Source organism: Salmonella sp. 3C, from assembly GCF_025426275.1.
GTDB classification, from domain to species: domain Bacteria; phylum Pseudomonadota; class Gammaproteobacteria; order Enterobacterales; family Enterobacteriaceae; genus Salmonella; species Salmonella enterica.
The window spans coordinates 4,022,735-4,045,322 of the sequence record NZ_CP104858.1; the positions used below are offsets into that span (position 1 = coordinate 4,022,735).

General features: G+C 49.8%; 18 protein-coding genes, 2 tRNA genes and 5 other RNA genes. 12 read left to right on the forward strand and 13 right to left on the reverse strand.

Annotation, left to right across the window (positions count from 1 at the left end; translation table 11 throughout):
- The first annotated feature begins 33 nt into the window (after positions 1-33).
- Positions 34-1,563: a tetratricopeptide repeat protein gene (locus tag N7E69_RS19385; protein ID WP_001212720.1), complete on the forward strand. Its 1,530-nt coding sequence runs from the start codon at positions 34-36 to the stop codon at positions 1,561-1,563.
- A 102-nt stretch (positions 1,564-1,665) separates the two neighbouring features.
- On the opposite strand, the gene N7E69_RS19390 is transcribed toward N7E69_RS19385, so the two are convergent.
- From N7E69_RS19390 to N7E69_RS19430, 9 genes are all read right to left on the reverse strand, one after another.
- A non-coding RNA gene (locus tag N7E69_RS19390) (RtT sRNA) lies at positions 1,666-1,797 on the reverse strand.
- Between the two features lie 43 nt (positions 1,798-1,840).
- A non-coding RNA gene (locus N7E69_RS19395) (RtT sRNA) lies at positions 1,841-1,971 on the reverse strand.
- Between the two features lie 43 nt (positions 1,972-2,014).
- Positions 2,015-2,146: non-coding RNA, RtT sRNA (locus N7E69_RS19400), on the reverse strand.
- Between the two features lie 43 nt (positions 2,147-2,189).
- A tRNA-Tyr gene (locus tag N7E69_RS19405) sits at positions 2,190-2,274 on the reverse strand.
- A 34-nt stretch (positions 2,275-2,308) separates the two neighbouring features.
- A non-coding RNA gene (locus N7E69_RS19410) (RtT sRNA) lies at positions 2,309-2,440 on the reverse strand.
- 44 nt (positions 2,441-2,484) lie between these two features.
- Positions 2,485-2,569: transfer RNA gene (locus tag N7E69_RS19415), tRNA-Tyr, on the reverse strand.
- A 30-nt stretch (positions 2,570-2,599) separates the two neighbouring features.
- Positions 2,600-2,740: non-coding RNA, RtT sRNA (locus tag N7E69_RS19420), on the reverse strand.
- Between the two features lie 169 nt (positions 2,741-2,909).
- A complete protein-coding gene (purU, locus tag N7E69_RS19425; protein WP_001191156.1) occupies positions 2,910-3,752 on the reverse strand; it encodes a formyltetrahydrofolate deformylase in 843 nt (280 codons plus the stop codon).
- A gap of 50 nt (positions 3,753-3,802) precedes the next feature.
- Positions 3,803-4,261 carry a YchJ family protein gene (locus tag N7E69_RS19430; RefSeq protein WP_001540172.1) on the reverse strand — a complete coding sequence of 153 codons (459 nt, stop codon included), beginning with the start codon at positions 4,259-4,261 and terminating at the stop codon, positions 3,803-3,805.
- 110 nt (positions 4,262-4,371) lie between these two features.
- Between N7E69_RS19430 and rssA the strand changes: the two genes are divergently transcribed.
- The 3 genes from rssA (at position 4,372) to galU (ending at position 7,492) form a co-directional block, all read left to right on the forward strand.
- Positions 4,372-5,277 (forward strand): patatin-like phospholipase RssA, encoded by a 906-nt coding sequence (rssA, locus tag N7E69_RS19435; protein WP_001230575.1) that lies wholly within the window; start codon positions 4,372-4,374, stop codon positions 5,275-5,277.
- 90 nt (positions 5,278-5,367) lie between these two features.
- Positions 5,368-6,381, forward strand: a complete 1,014-nt coding sequence (rssB, locus tag N7E69_RS19440; RefSeq protein WP_000193429.1) for a two-component system response regulator RssB — start codon at positions 5,368-5,370, stop codon at positions 6,379-6,381.
- A 202-nt stretch (positions 6,382-6,583) separates the two neighbouring features.
- A complete protein-coding gene (galU, locus tag N7E69_RS19445) occupies positions 6,584-7,492 on the forward strand; it encodes a UTP--glucose-1-phosphate uridylyltransferase GalU (RefSeq protein WP_000729450.1) in 909 nt (302 codons plus the stop codon).
- Between the two features lie 131 nt (positions 7,493-7,623).
- Here the strand turns inward: galU and hns are convergent, their stop codons facing one another.
- A complete protein-coding gene (gene hns / locus N7E69_RS19450; protein ID WP_001287383.1) occupies positions 7,624-8,037 on the reverse strand; it encodes a histone-like nucleoid-structuring protein H-NS in 414 nt (137 codons plus the stop codon).
- A gap of 662 nt (positions 8,038-8,699) precedes the next feature.
- Here hns and tdk point away from each other — a divergent pair.
- Complete coding sequence (tdk, locus tag N7E69_RS19455) at positions 8,700-9,317, forward strand: thymidine kinase (protein WP_000068095.1); 618 nt, start codon at positions 8,700-8,702, stop codon at positions 9,315-9,317.
- Positions 9,318-9,513: 196 nt separating this feature from the next.
- Here tdk and adhE read toward each other — a convergent pair whose 3' ends face one another.
- The gene (gene adhE / locus N7E69_RS19460) at positions 9,514-12,192 is read right to left on the reverse strand and encodes a bifunctional acetaldehyde-CoA/alcohol dehydrogenase (RefSeq protein ID WP_000301678.1); all 2,679 of its coding nucleotides are present in this window, start codon (positions 12,190-12,192) and stop codon (positions 9,514-9,516) included.
- A 476-nt stretch (positions 12,193-12,668) separates the two neighbouring features.
- On the opposite strand from adhE, the gene N7E69_RS19465 reads away from it, so the two are divergent.
- From N7E69_RS19465 to N7E69_RS19495, 7 genes are all read left to right on the forward strand, one after another.
- Positions 12,669-13,316 (forward strand): YchE family NAAT transporter, encoded by a 648-nt coding sequence (locus tag N7E69_RS19465; RefSeq protein ID WP_000615840.1) that lies wholly within the window; start codon positions 12,669-12,671, stop codon positions 13,314-13,316.
- A 763-nt stretch (positions 13,317-14,079) separates the two neighbouring features.
- Positions 14,080-15,711 (forward strand): oligopeptide ABC transporter substrate-binding protein OppA, encoded by a 1,632-nt coding sequence (oppA, locus tag N7E69_RS19470; RefSeq protein WP_001675662.1) that lies wholly within the window; start codon positions 14,080-14,082, stop codon positions 15,709-15,711.
- A 121-nt stretch (positions 15,712-15,832) separates the two neighbouring features.
- Positions 15,833-16,753, forward strand: a complete 921-nt coding sequence (oppB, locus tag N7E69_RS19475) for an oligopeptide ABC transporter permease OppB (RefSeq protein ID WP_000911097.1) — start codon at positions 15,833-15,835, stop codon at positions 16,751-16,753.
- Positions 16,754-16,767: 14 nt separating this feature from the next.
- Positions 16,768-17,676 carry an oligopeptide ABC transporter permease OppC gene (oppC, locus tag N7E69_RS19480; RefSeq protein ID WP_000979653.1) on the forward strand — a complete coding sequence of 303 codons (909 nt, stop codon included), beginning with the start codon at positions 16,768-16,770 and terminating at the stop codon, positions 17,674-17,676.
- Positions 17,677-17,687: 11 nt separating this feature from the next.
- Positions 17,688-18,695, forward strand: coding sequence for an ABC transporter ATP-binding protein (locus N7E69_RS19485; protein WP_000058854.1), 1,008 nt, complete (start codon positions 17,688-17,690; stop codon positions 18,693-18,695).
- Positions 18,692-19,696: a murein tripeptide/oligopeptide ABC transporter ATP-binding protein OppF gene (gene oppF / locus N7E69_RS19490; protein WP_000994698.1), complete on the forward strand. Its 1,005-nt coding sequence runs from the start codon at positions 18,692-18,694 to the stop codon at positions 19,694-19,696. The genes N7E69_RS19485 and oppF overlap by 4 nt, the downstream gene beginning before the upstream one ends.
- Positions 19,697-19,743: 47 nt before the next feature.
- Positions 19,744-20,580, forward strand: a complete 837-nt coding sequence (locus N7E69_RS19495) for an ion transporter (RefSeq protein ID WP_000059074.1) — start codon at positions 19,744-19,746, stop codon at positions 20,578-20,580.
- 47 nt (positions 20,581-20,627) lie between these two features.
- On the opposite strand, the gene N7E69_RS19500 is transcribed toward N7E69_RS19495, so the two are convergent.
- Positions 20,628-20,957: an HI1450 family dsDNA-mimic protein gene (locus N7E69_RS19500; RefSeq protein WP_000425070.1), complete on the reverse strand. Its 330-nt coding sequence runs from the start codon at positions 20,955-20,957 to the stop codon at positions 20,628-20,630.
- A gap of 33 nt (positions 20,958-20,990) precedes the next feature.
- On the reverse strand, positions 20,991-22,451 hold the full coding sequence (gene cls / locus N7E69_RS19505) for a cardiolipin synthase (protein ID WP_000206886.1): 1,461 nt from the start codon (positions 22,449-22,451) through the stop codon (positions 20,991-20,993).
- Positions 22,452-22,588 lie beyond the last annotated feature (137 nt).

Genomic DNA, 22,588 nt, shown 5'->3' on the forward strand with positions numbered 1-22,588 from the left:
AATCACGCCATAAACGACAATAAGGATAGTTGTATGCGTTTTTCATCAATTTTCAAAATAATAATATTAAATATATTTATTTCAAAAATGGCTCACTCTGCTGTCTGCGAGGAGCGCTATCCCCCCGACTCAGAAGAATGCCAGTACGTTCAGGAATTAGAGCAAAAAGCGGAACAAGGAGATGAAAGCGCGCAGTTCGCGCTTGGAAGCTGGTATGCGGAGGGGCGATATGTTAAGCCTGATTATAAACTAGCCATAAAATGGCTGGAGAAAGCGGGTAAACAAGGTTCTGATTTTTCCTATTTCATCCTTGGCTATCATTACAACTATGGTGAAAATTTTCCACTTAGTCGACAAAAAGCGCTGGAGTGGTATCGCAAGGCGGCAGAGCTAGGGGATAGTAGTACGCAAGAAATCCTCGGTGACGCCTATATGTATGGCGATGGGTTTCCCCAAAATACCCAGCTAGCGCTGGAGTGGTATCGAAAAGCCGCCTCTCCAACCAATGATGCGGGCGTTGTCCGCGGCCAGGGTTCAGCTTCGTCAGCACAATTTAAGCTTGGAGTAATGTACGCCCACGGTCAGGGCGTCCCTCAGGATTATCAGCAAACGGCGATCTTGATGCGTAAAGCGGCGGAAAATATGTACTACCCCGCGCAACTTTATCTCGGTGTTGCCTATTTTTATGGTGAAGGCGTGCCTCAGGATTATCGTCAGGCAGTTTACTGGCTTAATGAAGGTATACCAAGCAGCTATACGCCAGGCCACATTCCGCTGAATGCGCTCTATGATAAAGCGCATCCCGCTGACCAGGTTCACTCTCAGACGTGGTATCGAAAAACAGCGCAACGCGTGATGGCAAAGGTACAGTACAATTTTGGCGTATGGTATTACAACGGTTATCACTTATTGAAAGATCACAACCTGGCGCTGGAGTGGTATCGCAGAGCCGCAGCGCAAGGATTGGCCGAGGCGCAGGATGCGATCGGCGTGATGTTTATGCAGGGTGAGGGCGTATCTCAGGACTACCAACAGGCGCTGGCGTGGTATCGCAAAGCCGCACGCCAGGGACTGCCTGCTGCGCAAACGCATCTGGGCATCATGTCTGCTTTTGGTCGCGGCGTCGCGCAAAGCGACAGACAGGCTATCGCATGGTATCGAAAAGCAGCAAAACAGGATTTTGCGAAAGCGCAATATCAGCTTGGCGTAGCATATAGCACGGGAAGAGGCGTGCCTGAAAATAGCCGGAATGCGCTGAAGTGGTACCTTAAAGCGGCAGAGCAGGGGTTTACTCCGGCACAATTAGCGCTTGGGGAAATTTATGCTCATGGGCGCCAGGGGGTGCCTAAAGATAATAAGCAGGCCTATATTTGGTATTACATGGCAAGTATATATACGGAAAAATCTAAGGATGATTGTTCAGCGCTCATTGCCGAAAGAAACCGACTCAAGGGAACGCTTACCCCAGATCAACTTAGCGAGACATATGCCGCCTTTGATCTCATCAGGCGAAAAATCAACCAGTCAAAGGAGGCGAAAAAGATTGCCAGGAAGAAGTATTGATAAGATAGCCAATAAGCTATGGCGCCATGGTGTGAAGTCTGCCTGTGGGGTAAGGATACGGGGCAGTGCTGATTGATTTGAAATTGGTGCCTTATGAAGTCATGGTGGTGGGGGAAGGATGACTCAGCGCTGCGCGTTTCGCCCTTCGGGTCGTTGCCTGCGGCAACGCTTTCTCGCTTTCGCTCGAATCGAACCTTAGTCGAAGCTTCTCATCCTTCCCGTACAGAGAGATATGAGACACTATGCTTAACGGGGATAAGATACGCGACGGGAGTGATGGTGGTGGGGGAAGGATGACTCAGCGCTGCGCGCTTCGCCCTTCGGGTCGTTGCCTGCGGCAACGCTTTCTCGCTGCGCTCGAATCGAACCTTAATCGAAGCTTCTCATCCTTCCCGTACGGAGAGATATGAGACACTGTGCTTAACGGGGATAAGATACGCGACGGAAGTGATGGTGGTGGGGGAAGGATGACTCAGCGCTGCGCGCTTCGCCCTTCGGGTCGTTGCCTGCGGCAACGCTTTCTCGCTGACGCTCGAATCGAACCTTAGTCGAAGCTTCTCATCCTTCCCGTACAGAGAGATATAAGGCACTGTGCTTAGCGGGGATAAGATACGCGACGGGAGTGATGGTGGTGGGGGAAGGATTCGAACCTTCGAAGTCGATGACGGCAGATTTACAGTCTGCTCCCTTTGGCCGCTCGGGAACCCCACCAGGGGTAATTCAAATTGTAGGTAAAGCTTGAAGATGGTGGTGGGGGAAGGATTATTCGTCGCTTCGCTCCTCACCCTACGGGCCTTTGCCGTTGGCAACGTTCTCTCGCTTTCGCTCGAGTCGAACCTTAATCGAGGGTTCTCACCCTTCCCCGACAAGTGCAGACTTCTGCATTGCTCATCGAGTTAACTACATCGCTGTAGTGAATAATGGTGGTGGGGGAAGGATTCGAACCTTCGAAGTCGATGACGGCAGATTTACAGTCTGCTCCCTTTGGCCGCTCGGGAACCCCACCACGGGATAAATTCATTATGCTGCTTGCATTCTATAGCGGGAAGGATTATTCGGAGCTAAAGCTCCTCACCCTTCGGGCCGTTGCCTGCGGCAACGTTCTCTCACTATTGCTCGAGTCGAACCTTGAAGTCGATGACGGCAGATTTGTAGTCAGCTCCCTTATGATCGCTCGGGAACCCCACCACGGGGTAATGCTTAATACTGGCCCGCTTCCTTTTGGGAAGCGGGGCGCATCATATCAAATGACACGCCGCTGTAAAGCATTCCTTTGCCTGAAATGAACTGTTTGCGTACTTTTCATCCGTAACGGATTAAAGCTAATCAATTCATATTACTGACGATTAAAGAATAATCGTCCGATTGCCGTAAACAAAGACTCGCTGTGCCAGAACCTGATACAGCGCGCGGCTTAATACGTTTTTCTCAACGTCGCGCCCGGCACGCATCATATCTTCTGCGGTGTAGGTGTGATCGACGTGAATCACGTCCTGCATAATGATTGGGCCTTCATCCAGATTATCATTCACATAGTGCGCGGTAGCGCCGATGATTTTCACGCCGCGCTCATAGGCCTGATGATAAGGACGCGCGCCGATAAACGCCGGCAGGAATGAGTGGTGGATATTGATAATTTTGTTCGGGAAGCGCGCCACAAAACCTGGCGTCAAAACACGCATATACTTGGCCAGCACTACATAGTCCGGTTGATGGGCATCAATGGCGTCCGCCATCTTCGTGTCATGCTCTTCACGCGTTAATCCCTCATGGCTGACCAGTTCGAAAGGGATCTCAAAACGTTCAACCAGCGAGCGTAACGTTTCATGGTTGCCAATGACCGCGGCGATTTCAACATCCAGCCCGCCATAGTTGGCTTTCATCAGCAGGTCGCCCAGACAATGCGCCTCTTTGGTAACCAGAATCACTACCCGACGGCGTCCGGCGGGATTGAGTTCACGAACAGAGCCTTCCGGTAAGGCGCTATCCAGATCGGCCAGGAGAGTGGAATCATTGAAGATGCCTTCCAGCTCGGTCCGCATAAAAAAGCGTCCGGTGCGATGGTCCACAAATTCATTGTTTTGCACAATATTAAGCTCGTGCTTATAGCAAATGTTGGTAATCCGCGCGATAAGGCCTTTTTGATCGGGACAAATAGTACGCAGAACTTTACGTTGTAGTGATTGCATTGCCGGAGAAATCCTGTTGAGAGTGTTTGCTGTATCGATACTGTCAGGCGTCACTGGCCGCAGCACTTTTTAAATTTTTTGCCTGAACCGCACGGGCAGGGATCATTTCGACCCAACTGCGGGCGGGTACCGTCAATATAATACCACTGACCGTTTTCTTTGATAAAACGAGAACGTTCGATAATCGCCCCGGTTTTCCCTTGTTCGGAAAAACGCGCGATAAAACTAACATACCCTGTATTTTCTGCTTCTGACCAGGTATGTTCAAAAATAGTCAGGCCGAGCCACCTGGTATTGGCAAATCCGGCGATGATATCATCACGAAACGCGGCCGCATTGCAGGTTGGATGCCAGCTCTTAATTAAGTAATCTGCGTCTTTCATCACAAAAGCGCAGTAACGAGAGCGCATGAGATGTGACGGATCGGGTGCTACTCGTTCTCCGGACACAATACGACCACAACATAGGCTATACTCGTCAGCGCTACCACAGGGACAAGGCTGAGACACAATAATCTCCCTGAATATAAAAAACGGCGTTGAACGCCAGGGTGGCATTATGTTAACTGAGCAGTGGCGATGTTGCTACGTCTTGAAGCCAGGGGAAGTCGTTAAGTACGATGAGAAAAATGAAAATAGGGCTGGCGCTGGGATCTGGCGCAGCGAGAGGATGGTCTCATATTGGGGTCATCAAAGCCCTCAAGCAAACAGGCATTGATATTGATATCGTTGCAGGATGCTCAATAGGTTCGCTGGTCGGCGCCGCGTATGCCTGTAATAAATTATCGGCGCTTGAACAGTGGGTATGTTCATTCCGCTACTGGGATGTTTTACGCCTGATGGATGTATCCTGGGGCAGAGGAGGGTTGCTTCGCGGCGAACGCGTATTTAATCACTATCGGGATATTATGCCCGTCACGGATTTTGACCACTGTTCAAGACGTTTTGGCGCGGTCGCGACGAATCTTAGCACGGGACGAGAGCTATGGTTTACTGAAGGCGATCTACACCTTGCTGTACGCGCGTCGTGCAGTATGCCAGGGCTGATGTCTCCGGTTGAGCATAACGGTTACTGGCTGGTAGATGGCGCAGTCGTTAATCCGGTACCTGTTTCGTTAACCAGGGCGCTGGGGGCTGATATCGTTATTGCGGTAGACCTGCAACATGATGCCCACCTCATGCAGCAAGATTTGCTCTCTGTAAATGTCGGGAATATCAATGAAGAGAGCGATGATGCGCTGCCCTGGCATAAGCGTTTAAAAGAACGTTTCAGTAGCCTGACTTCACGCCGTGGCGTGAGTTCGCCTGGGGCAATGGAAATCATGACAACCTCCATCCAGGTGTTGGAAAATCGTCTTAAACGTAACCGTATGGCTGGCGATCCGCCTGATATTCTCATTCAACCATTCTGTCCGCAAATCTCAACGCTGGATTTTCATCGCGCCCATGCCGCTATTGCGGCGGGTCAGTTAGCCGTAGAGAAAAAGATGGACGAACTTATACCCTTGGTGCGTACCGACGTTTAATGTACCTTTTACGATCACTTAAGCAAATTCTGACAGGCGCAAGCGGCAATACCATGCCACTATTGATTAAAGCCAGTCAGGGGAGAGAACATGACGCAGCCATTGGTCGGAAAACAGATTCTTATTGTTGAAGACGAGCCTGTATTTCGCTCGCTTCTGGATTCGTGGTTTTCCTCTTTGGGAGCGACAACGGCATTGGCAGGCGACGGGGTAGATGCCCTGGAGTTGATGGGGCGTTTTACCCCTGATCTCATGATATGTGATATCGCTATGCCGAGAATGAACGGTCTCAAACTGGTAGAAAACTTACGTAATCGCGGAGACCAGACGCCTATTCTGGTTATTTCCGCAACAGAAAATATGGCGGATATCGCCAAAGCGTTACGCCTTGGGGTTGAAGATGTCTTGCTGAAGCCGGTAAAAGATCTCAACCGCTTGCGGGAAAGCGTATTCGCTTGCTTGTACCCTAATATGTTTAACTCGCGGGTTGAAGAAGAAGAACGCCTGTTTCGTGACTGGGATGCAATGGTGAGTAATCCGACCGCCGCAGCGCAATTGTTGCAGGAATTGCAGCCCCCGGTACAGCAGGTGATTTCTCATTGCCGCATTAATTACCGGCAGCTCGTCTCCGCCGATCAGCCTGGACTGGTGCTGGATATTGCGCCGCTATCTGATAACGAACTGGCATTTTATTGCCTGGATGTCACCCGGGCGGGCGATAACGGCGTGTTAGCCGCATTGTTGCTGCGGGCGCTATTTAACGGCTTATTGCAGGATCAGCTCGGCCAACAAAAGCACCGTTTACCGGAGTTAGGCGCGCTATTAAAACAGGTAAATCATCTGCTCAGACAAGCCAATTTACCTGGGCAATTCCCGCTATTTGTCGGCTACTATCACAGTGAGCTCAAAAATTTGATTCTCGTCTCCGCCGGATTGAACGCCACCTTAAATACGGGCGCTCATCAGGTTCAAATTAGCAGCGGCGTGCCGCTAGGAACATTGGGTAACGCCTACCTTAACCAATTAAGCCAGCGTTGCGACTCGTGGCAGTGTCAAATATGGGGCGCAGGAGGGCGTCTGCGATTGATGTTGTCTGCGGAATGACCAAACGGAAGAGTGAGCGGAAATTGCTTTACCGGCCTTTCCCGACGAGTGTTACTATCTGCGGCAGATTTATAAGTATTTGTCTTAATTATACCAATATAAGTCCTTTTTGGACCTGAGGCTTGTTCTGGTACTGATATACTGGAACACGATACAGATTAATGAACACGTTCAATACATGAACAGTCCAGGAGAATTTTAAATGGCTGCCCTTAATTCGAAAGTCAAAAAAGCCGTTATCCCGGTCGCGGGATTGGGAACCAGGATGCTGCCAGCGACCAAAGCTATCCCGAAAGAGATGCTGCCGCTGGTTGATAAGCCATTAATTCAGTACGTCGTGAACGAATGTATCGCTGCTGGCATTACTGAAATCGTGCTTGTTACGCACTCGTCTAAAAACTCTATTGAAAACCACTTTGATACCAGTTTTGAGCTGGAAGCGATGCTGGAAAAACGCGTTAAGCGTCAGCTTCTGGAGGAGGTTCAGTCTATTTGCCCTCCGCATGTCACTATTATGCAGGTACGTCAAGGGCTGGCAAAAGGCCTGGGCCATGCCGTATTGTGCGCGCATCCCGTTGTCGGAAACGAACCTGTCGCTGTTATTCTGCCAGACGTTATTCTTGACGAATATGAGTCCGACCTGTCTCAGGATAACTTGGCTGAAATGATCCGCCGTTTCGATGAAACCGGCAATAGCCAGATTATGGTTGAGCCAGTAGAAGATGTGACTGCATACGGCGTGGTCGATTGTAAAGGCGTTGAGCTGGCACCGGGCGAAAGTGTGCCGATGGTTGGCGTGGTTGAAAAACCAAAAGCGGATGTCGCGCCGTCTAACCTTGCGATTGTCGGGCGTTATGTGTTGAGCGCGGATATCTGGGCGTTGCTGGCGAAAACCCCTCCGGGCGCCGGGGATGAAATTCAGTTGACCGATGCTATCGATATGCTGATCGAAAAAGAAACGGTTGAAGCCTACCACATGAAGGGTAAAAGCCATGACTGTGGTAATAAGTTAGGATATATGCAGGCATTCGTTGAATATGGCATCCGTCATAATTCGCTGGGTGCTGAATTTAAAGCCTGGCTTGAAGAAGAAATGGGTATTAAGAAGTAACGATACGTTATAAATTTTTTAACAGAAGCGCTGGTAAATCCGGCGCTTTTTTTATGCCTGGGGTCGTCAGCGGAGAACTCAGGCAAAAAAAATCCCGCCAGCGGCGGGATTTTAAGCATCCAGGAAGTAAATTATTCCTTGATCAGGAAATCTTCCAGTTGCTTACCTTGTTCTTCCATTGCTTTTTTGATTACAGCCGGTGTACGACCCTGGCCAGTCCAGGTTTTAGTTTCACCGTTTTCGTCAACATAGCTATATTTAGCCGGACGAGCTGCGCGTTTAGCTTTGGTACCGGATTTAGCGGCAGCCATGCTATTCAGCAGTTCATTCGGGTCAATGCCGTCGGCAATTAACATTTCACGATACTGTTGCAGTTTACGAGTGCGTTCTTCCACTTCAGCAGCAGCAGCGCTTTCTTCTTCACGACGCTCATTAACGACAACTTCTAATTTTTCCAGCATTTCTTCAAGCGTTTCCAGAGTACATTCTCTTGCCTGCGCACGAAGAGTACGGATGTTGTTCAGAATTTTAAGTGCTTCGCTCATTGTAGTAATCTCAAACTTATATTGGGGTGGTTTGTTGAGCTAATAATAGAGCGATAAATTCAGTTGTGCAATAGCCAGGAATGTAAGGAATTCAAAATTACGCTTTATTAAGCACACGTTTTAATTATCTCAACTTAAATTTTCCTTGAGGCGCCGCACAAAAAAGAGCTTATTGGCAGGGGGGATACTCACCGTCTGTCGCTAAAAATTTAGGAGTCAGGTCACATTTTATCATGATGAAATACGATCTCATTGCTGAGATATCAATCTCTTGTATTAGATTTCCTTACAAGAAAACCCTATTACTTTGCACCGGGTATGAGTAACGGTAACAATAAGTACAAGGTTTTCATATTGGCGGGTGATGATAAGCATTGTTGATGAATTTTAACGGCATAATTTGTGAAGGAATGTGTATATACCCTTCATACTTCAAGTTGCTTATGCGTTGGCTACGCTCGCTCACTCCAGTCACATAGTTATCTATGCTCCTAGGGACTCACTCCCTTGCCGCCTTTAAGCAACGCGAATTATTTTGGGTATAGTGAGCGATGTTTGTACAATTCTTAATACTCACCGGAGCGCGAGCCGCGCCGTCGCGTCGGTAAATTATGGTACAATCCCGCCAATCTTTATTTCACTCAGGTGAGGTCCTGCGACCAATGGCACAGCTATATTTCTACTATTCGGCAATGAATGCGGGTAAGTCGACTGCACTGCTGCAATCTTCATACAATTATCAGGAACGCGGGATGCGTACCGTCGTATATACGGCGGAAATCGACGATCGTTTCGGCGCAGGCAAAGTCAGCTCTCGTATCGGTTTGTCGTCGCCGGCAAAATTGTTTAACCAAAATACATCCTTGTTTGAAGAGATTCGTGCCGAGAGCGCGCGGCAGACAATACATTGCGTGTTAGTCGACGAAAGCCAGTTTTTGACTCGCCAGCAGGTTTATCAATTATCCGAGGTTGTCGACAAATTAGATATTCCAGTACTTTGCTATGGGCTACGAACAGACTTTCGTGGGGAGCTCTTTGTCGGCAGCCAATACTTGCTGGCATGGTCAGATAAGCTGGTGGAATTAAAAACTATCTGTTTCTGCGGTCGTAAAGCCAGTATGGTTCTGCGCCTTGATCAGGACGGCAGGCCTTATAACGAAGGCGAACAGGTGGTTATTGGCGGGAATGAACGCTACGTTTCAGTTTGCCGTAAGCATTATAAGGACGCGCTGGAGGAGGACTCACTGACGGCGATTCAGGAGCGTCATCGGCACATATGATACCTGAGGTAAAGATCGGCTTATAAAACGCCCTGTAGCGCTTTGGAGGTCATTATTCAGGCCTCCTGACGAAGGGCGTGCCGTGAGCACGTAGGCCAGATGATCAGCATAGCGCCTTCAGGCATCAGATAAACAGGTAAAACAAAAAAACGGCCTCAATTGAGGCCGTTATTGTCATGCTAAAACAGATAACGAATTAAGCGGATTTTTTCGCTTTTTTCTCTGCTTTCGGTGCGGCAACGACGTCTTTCTTCGCTGCAACTTCACCTTCGGTGAAATCACGACCGTAGTAGGTATCCAGCAGAATCTGTTTCAGTTCGGAGATCAGTGGATAACGCGGGTTAGCGCCGGTGCACTGGTCATCGAAGGCATCTTCAGACAGTTTGTCAACGTGTGCCAGGAAGTCAGCTTCCTGCACGCCTGCTTCACGGATAGACTTAGGAATACCCAGCTCAGCTTTAATGCTTTCCAGCCACGCCAGCAGTTTTTCAATCTTAGCGGCGGTACGGTCGCCCGGCGCGCTCAGGCCCAGGTGGTCAGCAATTTCAGCGTAACGACGGCGTGCCTGCGGACGATCGTACTGGCTGAAAGCGGTCTGCTTGGTCGGGTTGTCATTCGCGTTGTAGCGGATAACGTTACAAATCAGCAGGGCGTTCGCCAGACCGTGCGGAATGTGGAACTGAGAGCCCAGTTTGTGCGCCATGGAGTGACATACACCGAGGAAGGCGTTGGCAAACGCGATACCGGCGATAGTCGCTGCACTGTGAACACGTTCACGCGCAACCGGGTTTTTAGACCCTTCGTGGTAAGACGCCGGCAGGTTTTCTTTCAGCAGTTTCAGAGCCTGAAGAGCCTGACCGTCAGAGAACTCAGAAGCCAGTACGGAAACGTAAGCTTCCAGGGCGTGAGTTACCGCATCCAGACCACCGAACGCACACAGGGACTTCGGCATATCCATCACCAGGTTGGCGTCGACAATCGCCATATCCGGGGTCAGGGCGTAGTCAGCCAGCGGATATTTCTGACCGGTTGCATCGTCGGTCACAACCGCAAACGGTGTGACTTCAGAACCGGTACCGGAAGTGGTGGTGACGGCGATCATTTTCGCTTTCACGCCCATTTTCGGGAACTTGTAGATACGTTTACGGATGTCCATAAAGCGCAGCGCCAGCTCTTCGAAGTGAGTTTCCGGATGTTCGTACATGACCCACATGATTTTCGCGGCGTCCATCGGGGAACCGCCGCCCAGCGCGATGATCACGTCTGGTTTGAAGGAGTTCGCCAGCTCAGCGCCTTTGCGCACAACGCTCAGAGTCGGGTCGGCTTCAACTTCGAAGAAGACTTCGGTTTCAACGCCAGCCGCTTTCAGCACAGAGGTGATCTGGTCTGCATAGCCGTTGTTGAACAGGAAGCGGTCAGTCACGATGAGCGCACGTTTGTGGCCATCAGTAATCACTTCATCCAGCGCGATGGGCAGAGAGCCACGGCGGAAGTAGATAGATTTCGGAAGTTTGTGCCACAACATGTTTTCAGCTCGCTTAGCAACGGTTTTCTTGTTGATCAGGTGTTTCGGACCAACGTTTTCAGAGATGGAGTTACCACCCCAGGAACCACAACCCAACGTCAGGGAAGGTGCGAGTTTGAAGTTGTACAGGTCACCGATACCACCCTGAGAGGCCGGGGTGTTGATCAGGATACGCGCGGTTTTCATCATCTGACCGAAGTAAGCAACGCGTTCTGGCTGGTTATCCTGGTCAGTGTACAGGCAGGAGGTGTGACCGATACCGCCCATAGCGACCAGTTTTTCTGCTTTTTCTACCGCTTCTTCGAAATCTTTCGCACGGTACATCGCCAGAGTCGGAGACAGTTTTTCGTGTGCGAACGGTTCGCTTTCATCAACGACCGTAACTTCACCGATCAGAATCTTGGTGGTTTCTGGTACGGAGAAGCCTGCCAGTTCAGCAATTTTGTAGGCTGGCTGACCGACGATAGCGGCGTTCAGAGCGCCATTTTTCAGGATAACGTTTTGAACCGCTTTCAGCTCCTGGCCCTGCAGCATGTAGCCGCCGTGGCTGGCGAAACGTTCGCGAACGGCATCATAGACGGAATCAACAACGACAACAGACTGTTCAGAAGCACAGATTACGCCGTTATCAAAGGTTTTAGACATCAGAACAGACGCCACAGCGCGTTTGATATCCGCAGTTTCATCAATGACAACCGGAGTGTTGCCTGCGCCTACGCCGATAGCCGGTTTACCGGAGCTGTATGCAGCTTTAACCATGCCTGGACCGCCAGTGGCGAGGATCAGGTTAATATCCGGGTGGTGCATCAACGCGTTAGACAGTTCTACGGAAGGTTGATCGATCCAGCCAATCAGATCTTTCGGCGCGCCGGCAGCGATAGCCGCTTGCAGAACGATGTCTGCCGCTTTGTTGGTTGCTTCTTTAGCACGCGGATGCGGAGAAAAGATGATGGCGTTACGGGTCTTCAGGCTAATCAGCGATTTGAAGATCGCGGTAGAGGTCGGGTTAGTGGTTGGAACGATACCGCAAATAATGCCGATAGGTTCGGCAATGGTGATGGTCCCGAAGGTGTCGTCTTCAGACAGCACACCGCAGGTTTTTTCATCTTTATAAGCATTGTAAATATATTCAGAAGCGAAGTGGTTTTTAATCACTTTGTCTTCCACGATGCCCATACCGGATTCGGCGACGGCCATTTTGGCCAGCGGAATGCGGGCATCAGCGGCTGCCAGAGCGGCGGCGCGGAAGATTTTGTCGACCTGTTCTTGAGTGAAACTGGCATATTCACGCTGGGCTTTTTTTACACGCTCTACGAGTGCGTTAAGTTCAGCGACATTAGTAACAGCCATAATGCTCTCCTGATAATGTTAAACTTTTTTAGTAAATCATCTGCGCGATACGTGAGTATAGACAGATCGACGATACTTTGTATAAATGCCTGAAATTCAGGTGGTTACTTAACGTCCGTTTCGCTCTGATTTACTAAAAGAGCTTCTGCGTTAGTATCATTTAACTCTAACGCGTTACGTCCAGGTGGCGTAAGCAAGATTACTCACTTCTGAGTAGCGATTGTGTGATCTAAATCAAGATTACGCAAAGCTGACACCTTTCAGCAGGCCATTTTAGCCTTTTATGTAAATTGTTAAGAAATCGTTGTCATGAAGAGTAAGTGGATTAGCATAACGAGTACATATAAATAACAGCGATGAATGGATGAAATTAGGTGTAGATAAGAGGTGAACTATGCGAATAAAAGGCGTATCTTCTGCGCGTTTTGATCATTAACGAACATTGACTTCATCCGGCTAACGCTTCGGAGCTAACCGTGATTCAACCGCTTTTTGATTTTCCTGTTTACTTTAAGTTCTTTATCGGGCTCTTTGCGCTGGTTAACCCGGTGGGGATTATCCCCGTTTTCATCAGCATGACCAGCTACCAGACGGCCACGGCGCGTAATAAAACTAACCTCACCGCGAATCTGTCGGTTGCGATTATCTTGTGGAGTTCCTTATTCCTCGGCGATGGCATCCTGCAGCTGTTTGGTATTTCTATTGACTCGTTCAGAATTGCGGGCGGTATCCTGGTTGTCACCATTGCAATGTCGATGATCAGCGGGAAGCTGGGGGAAGATAAACAAAACAAGCAAGAAAAGTCAGAGACGGCCATACGCGAGAGCATTGGCGTTGTGCCGTTAGCGCTGCCGTTAATGGCGGGGCCAGGGGCGATCAGCTCCACTATCGTCTGGGGGACGCGTTATCACAGCATCGCGCATTTGCTTGGTTTTTCAGTTGCCATTGCGCTTTTTGCGCTTTGCTGCTGGGGCGTGTTCCGTATGGCGCCGTGGCTGGTTCGTTTGCTGGGGCAAACCGGTATCAACGTTATTACCCGAATCATGGGGTTGTTGTTAATGGCGCTCGGCATCGAATTTATTGTCACAGGAATAAAAGGCATTTTCCCCGGCTTGCTCAACTAAACTCCCACCTGCTGATTTACAGGCGGCGCCCTAAGGGGCCGCCTTGTGACATTCCCACGTAACACTTCTTACTTTGATAAGCATTCAGCGTTTAAATGATAAAAATACTAATATAATCTAACGCTATTTATTTTTATTAATCAAACTATTATCAACATTACTGAGACCGTGAGAAGCGGTAGGTCTGTTATTTTATTCACACCATACTCTGGGGCTTGATGAAGGATTATTGAAATGTTATTAGTTGTTTCAGCTCCATCGTAGATGAATGTGCTAAATAATGAGCATTTGTTAAATTTGTGTGTGTTTTCTGGCGCAGGCATAACCTACGATGCGATAGAGAGATATTTTTCTTTCAACTTATTGATTATAAAGAATAAATCAAAGATTTTTAACATTGTTTAACTATTTTTTTGGGCAGGGATTTTTCCATAAAAGAGAATTGGTTAACAAAATTGTAAAATGAATTGGCGGTTCAGAAACGCATTTGATACTTTTCGGCCAAACATTTTTGTAGAAGATTTCACATTGTTGATAACTATTTTCATTTAGATGGTTGTCAGAAATAACGTGCGACGTGGGCAGGTACGTCGTATACCGAATCGACGAAAGGCGATCGAACGAATCGTCAGAATAAATAAAGTCGGTGATAGCAAAAGCAGTGACAGACCTGGCAGTACACCACCAGTGCTGTACAGGAACCCTGACGGGATTAAACAGGCTGGTAAAAACCAGTAATTATAATGAGTGGAGTACAAACACAATGTCTAACATCACGAAAAAAAGTTTAATTGCAGTGGGAATACTCACTGCGCTCATCGCCGCCAGCGCCGCGACTGCGGCAGACGTGCCCGCCGGTGTTCAGTTAGCCGACAAGCAAACGTTGGTACGTAATAATGGATCAGAAGTGCAGTCTCTCGACCCGCATAAAATTGAAGGCGTGCCGGAATCGAACGTTAGCCGTGATCTCTTTGAAGGCTTATTAATTAGTGATGTCGAGGGGCATCCTTCACCGGGCGTCGCGGAAAAATGGGAGAATAAAGATTTTAAAGTCTGGACATTCCATCTACGTGAAAATGCGAAATGGTCAGATGGTACGCCCGTCACTGCCCATGATTTCGTTTATAGCTGGCAACGCCTGGCCGATCCTAATACGGCATCGCCGTACGCCAGCTATCTGCAATACGGTCATATCGCTAATATCGATGACATTATCGCCGGTAAAAAACCCGCCACCGATCTGGGGGTAAAAGCGCTTGATGATCACACCTTTGAAGTGACCTTAAGTGAGCCGGTGCCTTATTTCTACAAATTGTTGGTCCACCCTTCAGTGTCTCCTGTACCGAAATCAGCGGTCGAAAAATTTGGCGATAAGTGGACACAACCGGCCAATATTGTCACTAACGGCGCTTATAAGTTAAAAAACTGGGTGGTGAACGAACGTATCGTGCTGGAGCGTAACCCGCAATACTGGGATAACGACAAAACCATCATCAATCAGGTAACTTATTTGCCTATCTCTTCGGAGGTGACGGATGTCAACCGCTACCGCAGCGGCGAGATCGATATGACTTATAACAATATGCCGATCGAATTATTCCAGAAACTGAAAAAAGAGATCCCGAATGAAGTCCGCGTAGACCCTTATTTGTGTACCTATTATTACGAAATTAATAATCAAAAAGCGCCGTTTAACGATGTCCGCGTGCGTACCGCGCTGAAACTGGCGTTAGATCGCGACATTATTGTTAATAAGGTTAAAAATCAGGGCGATTTACCCGCTTATAGCTACACGCCGCCGTATACCGATGGCGCAAAACTGGTAGAGCCTGAGTGGTTCAAATGGTCCCAGCAAAAGCGTAATGAAGAAGCGAAGAAATTGTTGGCTGAAGCCGGCCTTACGGCGGATAAGCCCTTAACATTCGACCTGCTGTATAACACCTCCGATCTGCATAAAAAACTGGCCATTGCCGTGGCGTCTATCTGGAAGAAAAATCTGGGCGTCAATGTGAATCTGGAGAATCAGGAATGGAAAACCTTCCTGGATACCCGTCATCAGGGCACCTTTGATGTTGCCAGAGCCGGGTGGTGCGCAGATTATAATGAACCGACCTCATTCCTGAATACTATGTTGTCCGACAGTTCAAATAACACCGCGCATTATAATAGCCCGGCGTTTGATAAGCTGATTGCTGACACGCTGAAAGTGGCGGACGATACGCAGCGCAGCGAACTCTACGCTAAAGCGGAGCAGCAGTTAGATAAAGACTCGGCTATTGTGCCGGTGTATTACTACGTTAACGCGCGCCTGGTGAAACCTTGGGTGGGCGGGTATACCGGTAAAGACCCGCTGGATAATATTTATGTGAAAAACTTATATATTATCAAACATTAATGGCAAGACATGGGACAACTGCGGTTGTCCCATGGTGTCTTTTTTCATCGCACTATAACTTTCCCTGGCGGATCTTTTGTCACGTCCGGGAAGTAAAGGCACAGGCCAGAAGGTACGGGCAATGTTGAAATTTATTTTACGCCGCTGTCTGGAAGCGATTCCGACGCTGTTTATTCTTATTACCATCTCTTTCTTTATGATGCGCCTCGCGCCGGGTAGCCCTTTTACTGGCGAGCGCGCATTGCCGCCGGAAGTGCTGGCCAATATTGAAGCAAAATATCATCTGAACGATCCCATCATGACGCAGTACTTCAGCTACCTGAAGCAGCTGGCGCATGGCGATTTTGGACCATCGTTTAAATACAAAGATTACACGGTCAACGATCTGGTTGCCGCCAGCTTCCCCGTTTCGGCGAAACTTGGCGCTGCCGCTTTTTTGCTGGCGGTCATTATTGGTGTCAGTGCTGGCGTGATTGCCGCGCTAAAGCAAAATACGCGATGGGATTATACGGTGATGGGATTTGCCATGACCGGCGTCGTTATCCCCAGTTTTGTGGTAGCGCCGCTACTGGTGATGGTCTTTGCAATAACCTTGCAATGGCTGCCTGGCGGCGGCTGGAACGGCGGGGCGTTAAAATTTATGATCCTGCCGATGGTCGCGCTTTCACTGGCCTATATTGCCAGCATCGCTCGTATTACGCGCGGCTCAATGATTGAAGTTCTGCATTCGAACTTTATTCGTACCGCGCGGGCAAAAGGATTACCGATGCGCAGAATCATCTTCCGCCATGCGTTAAAACCTGCGCTGCTGCCGGTTTTATCCTATATGGGGCCAGCCTTTGTCGGCATTATTACCGGCTCAATGGTGATTGAAACTATTTATGGCTTACCGGGCATTGGGCAGCTTTTCGTTAATGGCGCGCTCAACCGCGATTACTCGCTGGTGTTAAGTTTGACCATTCTGGTCGGGGCGCTGACCATATTATTTAACGCCATTGTCGATGTGCTCTATGCCGTTATCGACCCGAAAATTCGCTATTGATACTGGAGCTCGCGATGATGTTAAGTAAGAAAAACAGCGAGACGCTGGAAAATTTCAGTGAAAAGCTGGAGGTGGAAGGTCGCAGCCTTTGGCAAGATGCCCGTCGGCGCTTTATGCATAACCGTGCGGCGGTGGCCAGTCTTATTGTCCTGTTTCTGATAGCCCTGTTCGTGACAGTGGCGCCTATGCTGTCGCAATTTACCTATTTCGATACCGACTGGGGCATGATGTCCAGTGCGCCGGATATGGCGTCCGGTCACTATTTCGGCACTGACTCTTCCGGGCGCGATCTGTTGGTGCGCGTTGCCATCGGCGGGCGTATCTCATTAATGGTCGGGATTGCCGCCGCGCTGGTGGCGGTCATTGTCGGAACGCTGTATGGCTCGCTGTCCGGCTATCTGGGCGGCAAAATTGATTCTGTGATGATGCGTTTGTTGGAGATCCTCAACTCGTTCCCGTTTATGTTCTTTGTGATTTTGCTGGTGACGTTTTTTGGGCAGAACATTCTGTTGATTTTCGTCGCCATCGGCATGGTCTCCTGGCTTGATATGGCGCGTATCGTGCGTGGCCAAACCCTAAGTCTTAAACGTAAAGAATTCATCGAAGCCGCGCAGGTGGGTGGTGTGTCGACTGCCAGCATTGTGATCCGCCATATTGTGCCTAACGTCCTGGGCGTAGTGGTAGTGTATGCATCGTTGCTGGTGCCCAGCATGATTCTGTTTGAGTCTTTCCTCAGTTTCCTGGGGCTTGGGACGCAGGAACCGTTAAGCAGTTGGGGAGCGTTATTGAGCGATGGCGCAAATTCAATGGAAGTCTCACCGTGGCTGCTGCTGTTTCCGGCTGGCTTTCTCGTGGTGACGTTATTCTGTTTTAACTTTATTGGCGATGGCCTGCGTGATGCCCTCGACCCGAAAGATCGTTAAGGAGTACAGCCATGAGCTTATCAGAAACCGCAACTCAGGCGCCGCAACCGGCGAATGTACTGCTGGAGGTAAACGATCTTCGTGTTACGTTCGCTACGCCTGATGGCGATGTGACGGCGGTCAACGATCTGAACTTTACGCTTCGCGCTGGAGAAACGTTAGGTATTGTTGGCGAGTCTGGATCGGGGAAATCGCAAACGGCGTTCGCATTAATGGGACTGCTGGCGACGAATGGTCGAATCGGCGGTTCTGCGACCTTCAACGGACGTGAAATTCTTAATCTACCTGAGCGCGAACTGAATACGCTGCGCGCAGAACAGATTTCGATGATTTTTCAGGACCCGATGACCTCGCTAAATCCTTATATGCGCGTTGGGGAGCAGTTAATGGAAGTCCTGATGCTGCATAAAGGGATGAGCAAAGCGGAAGCTTTTGAAGAGTCCGTCAGAATGCTGGATGCCGTAAAAATGCTGGAAGCGCGCAAACGGATGAAAATGTACCCGCACGAATTTTCCGGCGGAATGCGTCAACGTGTGATGATTGCGATGGCGCTGTTGTGCAGGCCGAAACTGCTTATTGCCGATGAGCCTACCACCGCGCTTGATGTTACCGTGCAGGCGCAGATTATGACCTTGCTTAATGAGCTAAAGCGCGAATTTAATACCGCCATTATCATGATTACCCACGATCTGGGCGTGGTCGCGGGTATTTGCGATAAGGTCCTGGTAATGTATGCCGGGCGTACCATGGAATACGGTAAGGCGCGCGATGTCTTTTATCAGCCCGTTCATCCGTATTCGATAGGCTTGCTTAATGCGGTGCCGCGTCTGGATAGCGAGGGGGCGGAAATGTTGACGATTCCGGGCAATCCTCCCAATTTATTGCGTTTGCCTAAAGGTTGTCCGTTCCAGCCGCGTTGTCCTCATGCGATGGAGATCTGCAATAATGCGCCGCCACTTGAAGCGTTTAGTCCTGGTCGCTTGCGCGCCTGTTTTAAACCGGTGGAGGAACTGCTATGAATGCTGTGATTGAACAACGTAAAGTTCTCCTCGAAATCGCCGATCTGAAAGTACATTTTGATATCAAAGAAGGGAAGCAGTGGTTCTGGCAACCGCCGAAAACTCTGAAAGCGGTGGACGGCGTTACGCTACGCCTGTATGAAGGCGAAACGCTTGGCGTGGTGGGTGAATCCGGCTGCGGCAAGTCGACGTTTGCGCGCGCCATTATTGGTCTGGTGAAGGCGACAGACGGTAAAGTCGCCTGGCTGGGAAAAGATCTGTTGGGCATGAAAGCGGATGAGTGGCGCGAAGTGCGCAGCGATATCCAGATGATTTTCCAGGACCCGCTGGCGTCACTCAACCCGCGAATGACGATTGGCGAAATTATCGCGGAACCGCTGCGCACTTATCATCCTAAACTTTCGCGCCAGGACGTGCGTGACCGCGTGAAAGCCATGATGCTGAAAGTGGGGCTGCTGCCGAATCTCATCAACCGTTATCCTCATGAATTTTCCGGGGGGCAGTGCCAGCGCATCGGTATCGCCCGGGCGTTGATCCTGGAACCTAAGCTCATTATTTGCGATGAGCCGGTGTCGGCGCTGGACGTTTCTATTCAGGCGCAGGTGGTGAATTTGCTCCAGCAGTTACAGCGAGAGATGGGGCTGTCGTTGATTTTTATTGCGCACGACCTGGCGGTCGTAAAGCACATATCCGATCGTGTCCTGGTGATGTATCTCGGTCATGCAGTAGAATTGGGCACCTATGATGAGGTGTACCATAATCCACTGCATCCTTATACCAAAGCGCTGATGTCGGCGGTACCGATTCCCGATCCCGATCTGGAGCGAAATAAGAAGATACAATTGCTGGAGGGCGAATTACCTTCGCCCATTAACCCGCCTTCCGGCTGCGTGTTCCGTACACGCTGTCCGCTAGCCGGGCCAGAATGCGCGCAAACGCGACCGGTGCTGGAAGGAAGTTTTCGCCATGCCGTTTCCTGCCTTAAAGTAGACCCGTTATAATCGCAAGGGCTGACAATTCGTCAGCCCTTCTTTTAGGTGAGGTTACCGTGTCACTTTCTTTGTCGTCGGTTCGCCGTCGTCTTTATCATAATCTGTTCGATTTGACTACGCGCTCAGGTCGCCGTTTTGAAGGGTTATGCGCGCTGTTTGCGCTGCTTAGCGTACTGGTCATTTTTGTTGAATCAGGCGTAGGAACGGAATATCACCTGACATTTGATGAATGGCATATTTTTGTCTGGCTGGAGCTCTGCGTTACCCTGATATTTACCGGTGAATACTTGCTCAGACTGTTTAGCTGGCCCGAACCGGCAAAATACGTTTTTAGTTTCTGGGGATTTATTGATCTGGTGACGATTTTGCCGCTGTACGTCATGTGGCTGTGGCCGGAAATTAGCCTGAACTATATGTTTGCCTGGCGTGCTATGCGAGCGATTCGCGTGCTGCGTATTCTTAAACTGCTACGCTTTATGCCATCCCTGCGCGTATTCTGGAGCGCCATTATTAGCGCGCGTCATCAGCTTATTCTGTTCTATTCATTTATTGCGATCGTGATGATTATTTTCGGTGCCCTGATGTATCTTATTGAAGGACCGAAATATGGCTTCACGACGCTTAATGCCTCGGTGTATTGGGCGATAGTGACAGTCACAACCGTGGGGTATGGTGATATTACGCCGCATACGCCGCTGGGACGTATTGTCGCGTCGGTGCTTATTTTGATTGGTTATTCGGTGATTGCGATTCCTACAGGACTGATTACCACGCACATGAGCAGCGCGTTTCAAAAACGTCACTGGCAGCGAAAATGTCCGCAGTGCCAGCAAAGCCAGCATGAACATAGCGCGCAATATTGTAACCGATGCGGCAGTAAGCTACCGGATTAAACAGGCTTGCCGGAGGGCGCAATCAGACGCCATCCGGCCTGAACCGCTTATTCGCGCCAGAGAATATGGCACAGCTTGTGGTCCTTTTCCCGGCACAGCAGAACGCGGGCGAAAATGTCGTTAATTTCGCCGTCTTCGGTATCCGCTAGGCCAATCACTACCTCGGCAAAAAAGTCTGGATTCAGGTCAAAATCGACGTGCTCTTGCCAGTCTTCAGCGGGATCAAACAACTCCGCGCCGCCGCGCTCCTCGAATTGCAAATTGAACAGAATGATATCAGCCGGATCAAGATTATCCGCCGCCAGCTCAAGAAAAATATCGTAAGCCTGCTCAAGCGTTTCGTCTTCAGTCAGGCGATTGTTCAGATCCATTTCCATAGTGACTACCTGTTTACTCATGTTGGTCACGTTTTACAGCAATGGACTAAAGAAGTAAAACAATCGCTCGGTAATACGCTGCCATAACGGACGTTTTACCCACAAACGCGCATCTAAGAGACGGGAGCGCGAAATATAATCGTCCTGTACCGCAGCCAGATCGGCGCCGAAACCCGTATCATCAATGACCAGCGTAATCTCGAAATTAAGCCACAGGCTACGCATGTCGAGATTCACGGTACCGACCAGGCTCAGTTCGCCATCGACCAGCACGCTTTTAGTATGCAACAGCCCGCCTTCGAACTGATAGATTTTCACGCCCGCCGCCAGTAACTCGCTGAAAAAGGCGCGACTGGCCCAGCCGACGAGCAGTGAATCATTTTTACGGGGCAGGATAATACTGACATCCACGCCGCGCTGCGCAGCGGTACAAATGGCGTGCAGCAGATCGTCGCTGGGGACGAAATATGGCGTGGTCATAATTAAATATTCGCGCGCAGCATAGGTGGCGGTTAATAGTGCCTGGTGAATGAGATCTTCCGGAAAACCAGGACCGGAAGCAATGGTATGAATGGTATGCCCGCTGGCCTGCTCAAACGGCATAATATTCACATCCGGCGGGGGAGGCAGAATGCGTTTACCCGTCTCGATTTCCCAATCGCAGGAGTAAACAATCCCCATTGCTGTCGCCACGGGGCCTTCCATCCGCGCCATCAAATCGACCCATTGTCCAACGCCGGCATCCTGTTTGAAAAAACGCGGGTCCACCATATTCATACTGCCGGTATAGGCGATGTAATTGTCAATCATCACCATTTTACGGTGCTGGCGAAGATCCATACGGCGTAAAAAGACGCGCATCAGATTCACCTTCAGCGCCTCTACGACTTCAATGCCAGCGTTACGCATCATGGCCGCCCAGGGGCTGCGGAAGAAAGCGACGCTACCCGCGGAATCCAGCATAAGCCGGCAATGGATGCCGCGGCGGGCGGCGGCCATTAGCGATTCAGCGACCTGATCCGCCATGCCGCCTGGCTGCCAGATGTAAAACACCATTTCGATATTATGCCGCGCCAGTTGGATATCGCGAATAAGCGCCTGCATGACATCATCGGAGTCGGTAAGTAATTGCAACTGGTTGCCTTTGACGCCCGCAATCCCCTGACGTCGTTCGCACAGCTTAAACAAGGACGATGCGACGCTACTGTTTTCTTGCGCGAAAATGTGTTTGCAGGCTTTGAGGTCATTCAACCATTTGGCGGTAGATGGCCACATGGCGCGGGCACGCTCGGCGCGACGTTTGCCTAAATGCAATTCGCCCACGGACAAATAGGCGATGATCCCGACCAGCGGAAGGATATAGATGATTAACAACCAGGCCATTGCGGAGGGAACTGCGCGCCGTTTCATTAGAATACGTAATGTGACGCCGGCAATGAGAACCCAGTATCCCAAAATGACCAGCCAACTCACCACGGTGTAGAAGGTTGTCATAACTTTAAAAATCCTTTAGAAAGCGTGTTGTTAAGAGTTTACGCGTCAGGATTCACATGGCAAATAAAAACACGGGAAAAGCGCTGGTCTGCATCCGGCGAGGGGGTATAATGGCGCTTCTGTTACAGTGAGAGTCG

Coding starts and splice junctions, on each gene's coding strand:
- oppF (WP_000994698.1), top strand. CDS start 18,692: ATGAATGCTGTGATTGAACAACGTAAAGTTCTCCTCGAAATCGCCGAT.
- N7E69_RS19385 (WP_001212720.1), top strand. CDS start 34: ATGCGTTTTTCATCAATTTTCAAAATAATAATATTAAATATATTTATT.
- rssB (WP_000193429.1), top strand. CDS start 5,368: ATGACGCAGCCATTGGTCGGAAAACAGATTCTTATTGTTGAAGACGAG.
- galU (WP_000729450.1), top strand. CDS start 6,584: ATGGCTGCCCTTAATTCGAAAGTCAAAAAAGCCGTTATCCCGGTCGCG.
- purU (WP_001191156.1), bottom strand. CDS start 3,752: ATGCAATCACTACAACGTAAAGTTCTGCGTACTATTTGTCCCGATCAA.
- oppB (WP_000911097.1), top strand. CDS start 15,833: ATGTTGAAATTTATTTTACGCCGCTGTCTGGAAGCGATTCCGACGCTG.
- adhE (WP_000301678.1), bottom strand. CDS start 12,192: ATGGCTGTTACTAATGTCGCTGAACTTAACGCACTCGTAGAGCGTGTA.
- tdk (WP_000068095.1), top strand. CDS start 8,700: ATGGCACAGCTATATTTCTACTATTCGGCAATGAATGCGGGTAAGTCG.
- hns (WP_001287383.1), bottom strand. CDS start 8,037: ATGAGCGAAGCACTTAAAATTCTGAACAACATCCGTACTCTTCGTGCG.
- rssA (WP_001230575.1), top strand. CDS start 4,372: ATGAGAAAAATGAAAATAGGGCTGGCGCTGGGATCTGGCGCAGCGAGA.
- N7E69_RS19485 (WP_000058854.1), top strand. CDS start 17,688: ATGAGCTTATCAGAAACCGCAACTCAGGCGCCGCAACCGGCGAATGTA.
- oppC (WP_000979653.1), top strand. CDS start 16,768: ATGATGTTAAGTAAGAAAAACAGCGAGACGCTGGAAAATTTCAGTGAA.
- cls (WP_000206886.1), bottom strand. CDS start 22,451: ATGACAACCTTCTACACCGTGGTGAGTTGGCTGGTCATTTTGGGATAC.
- oppA (WP_001675662.1), top strand. CDS start 14,080: ATGTCTAACATCACGAAAAAAAGTTTAATTGCAGTGGGAATACTCACT.
- N7E69_RS19500 (WP_000425070.1), bottom strand. CDS start 20,957: ATGGAAATGGATCTGAACAATCGCCTGACTGAAGACGAAACGCTTGAG.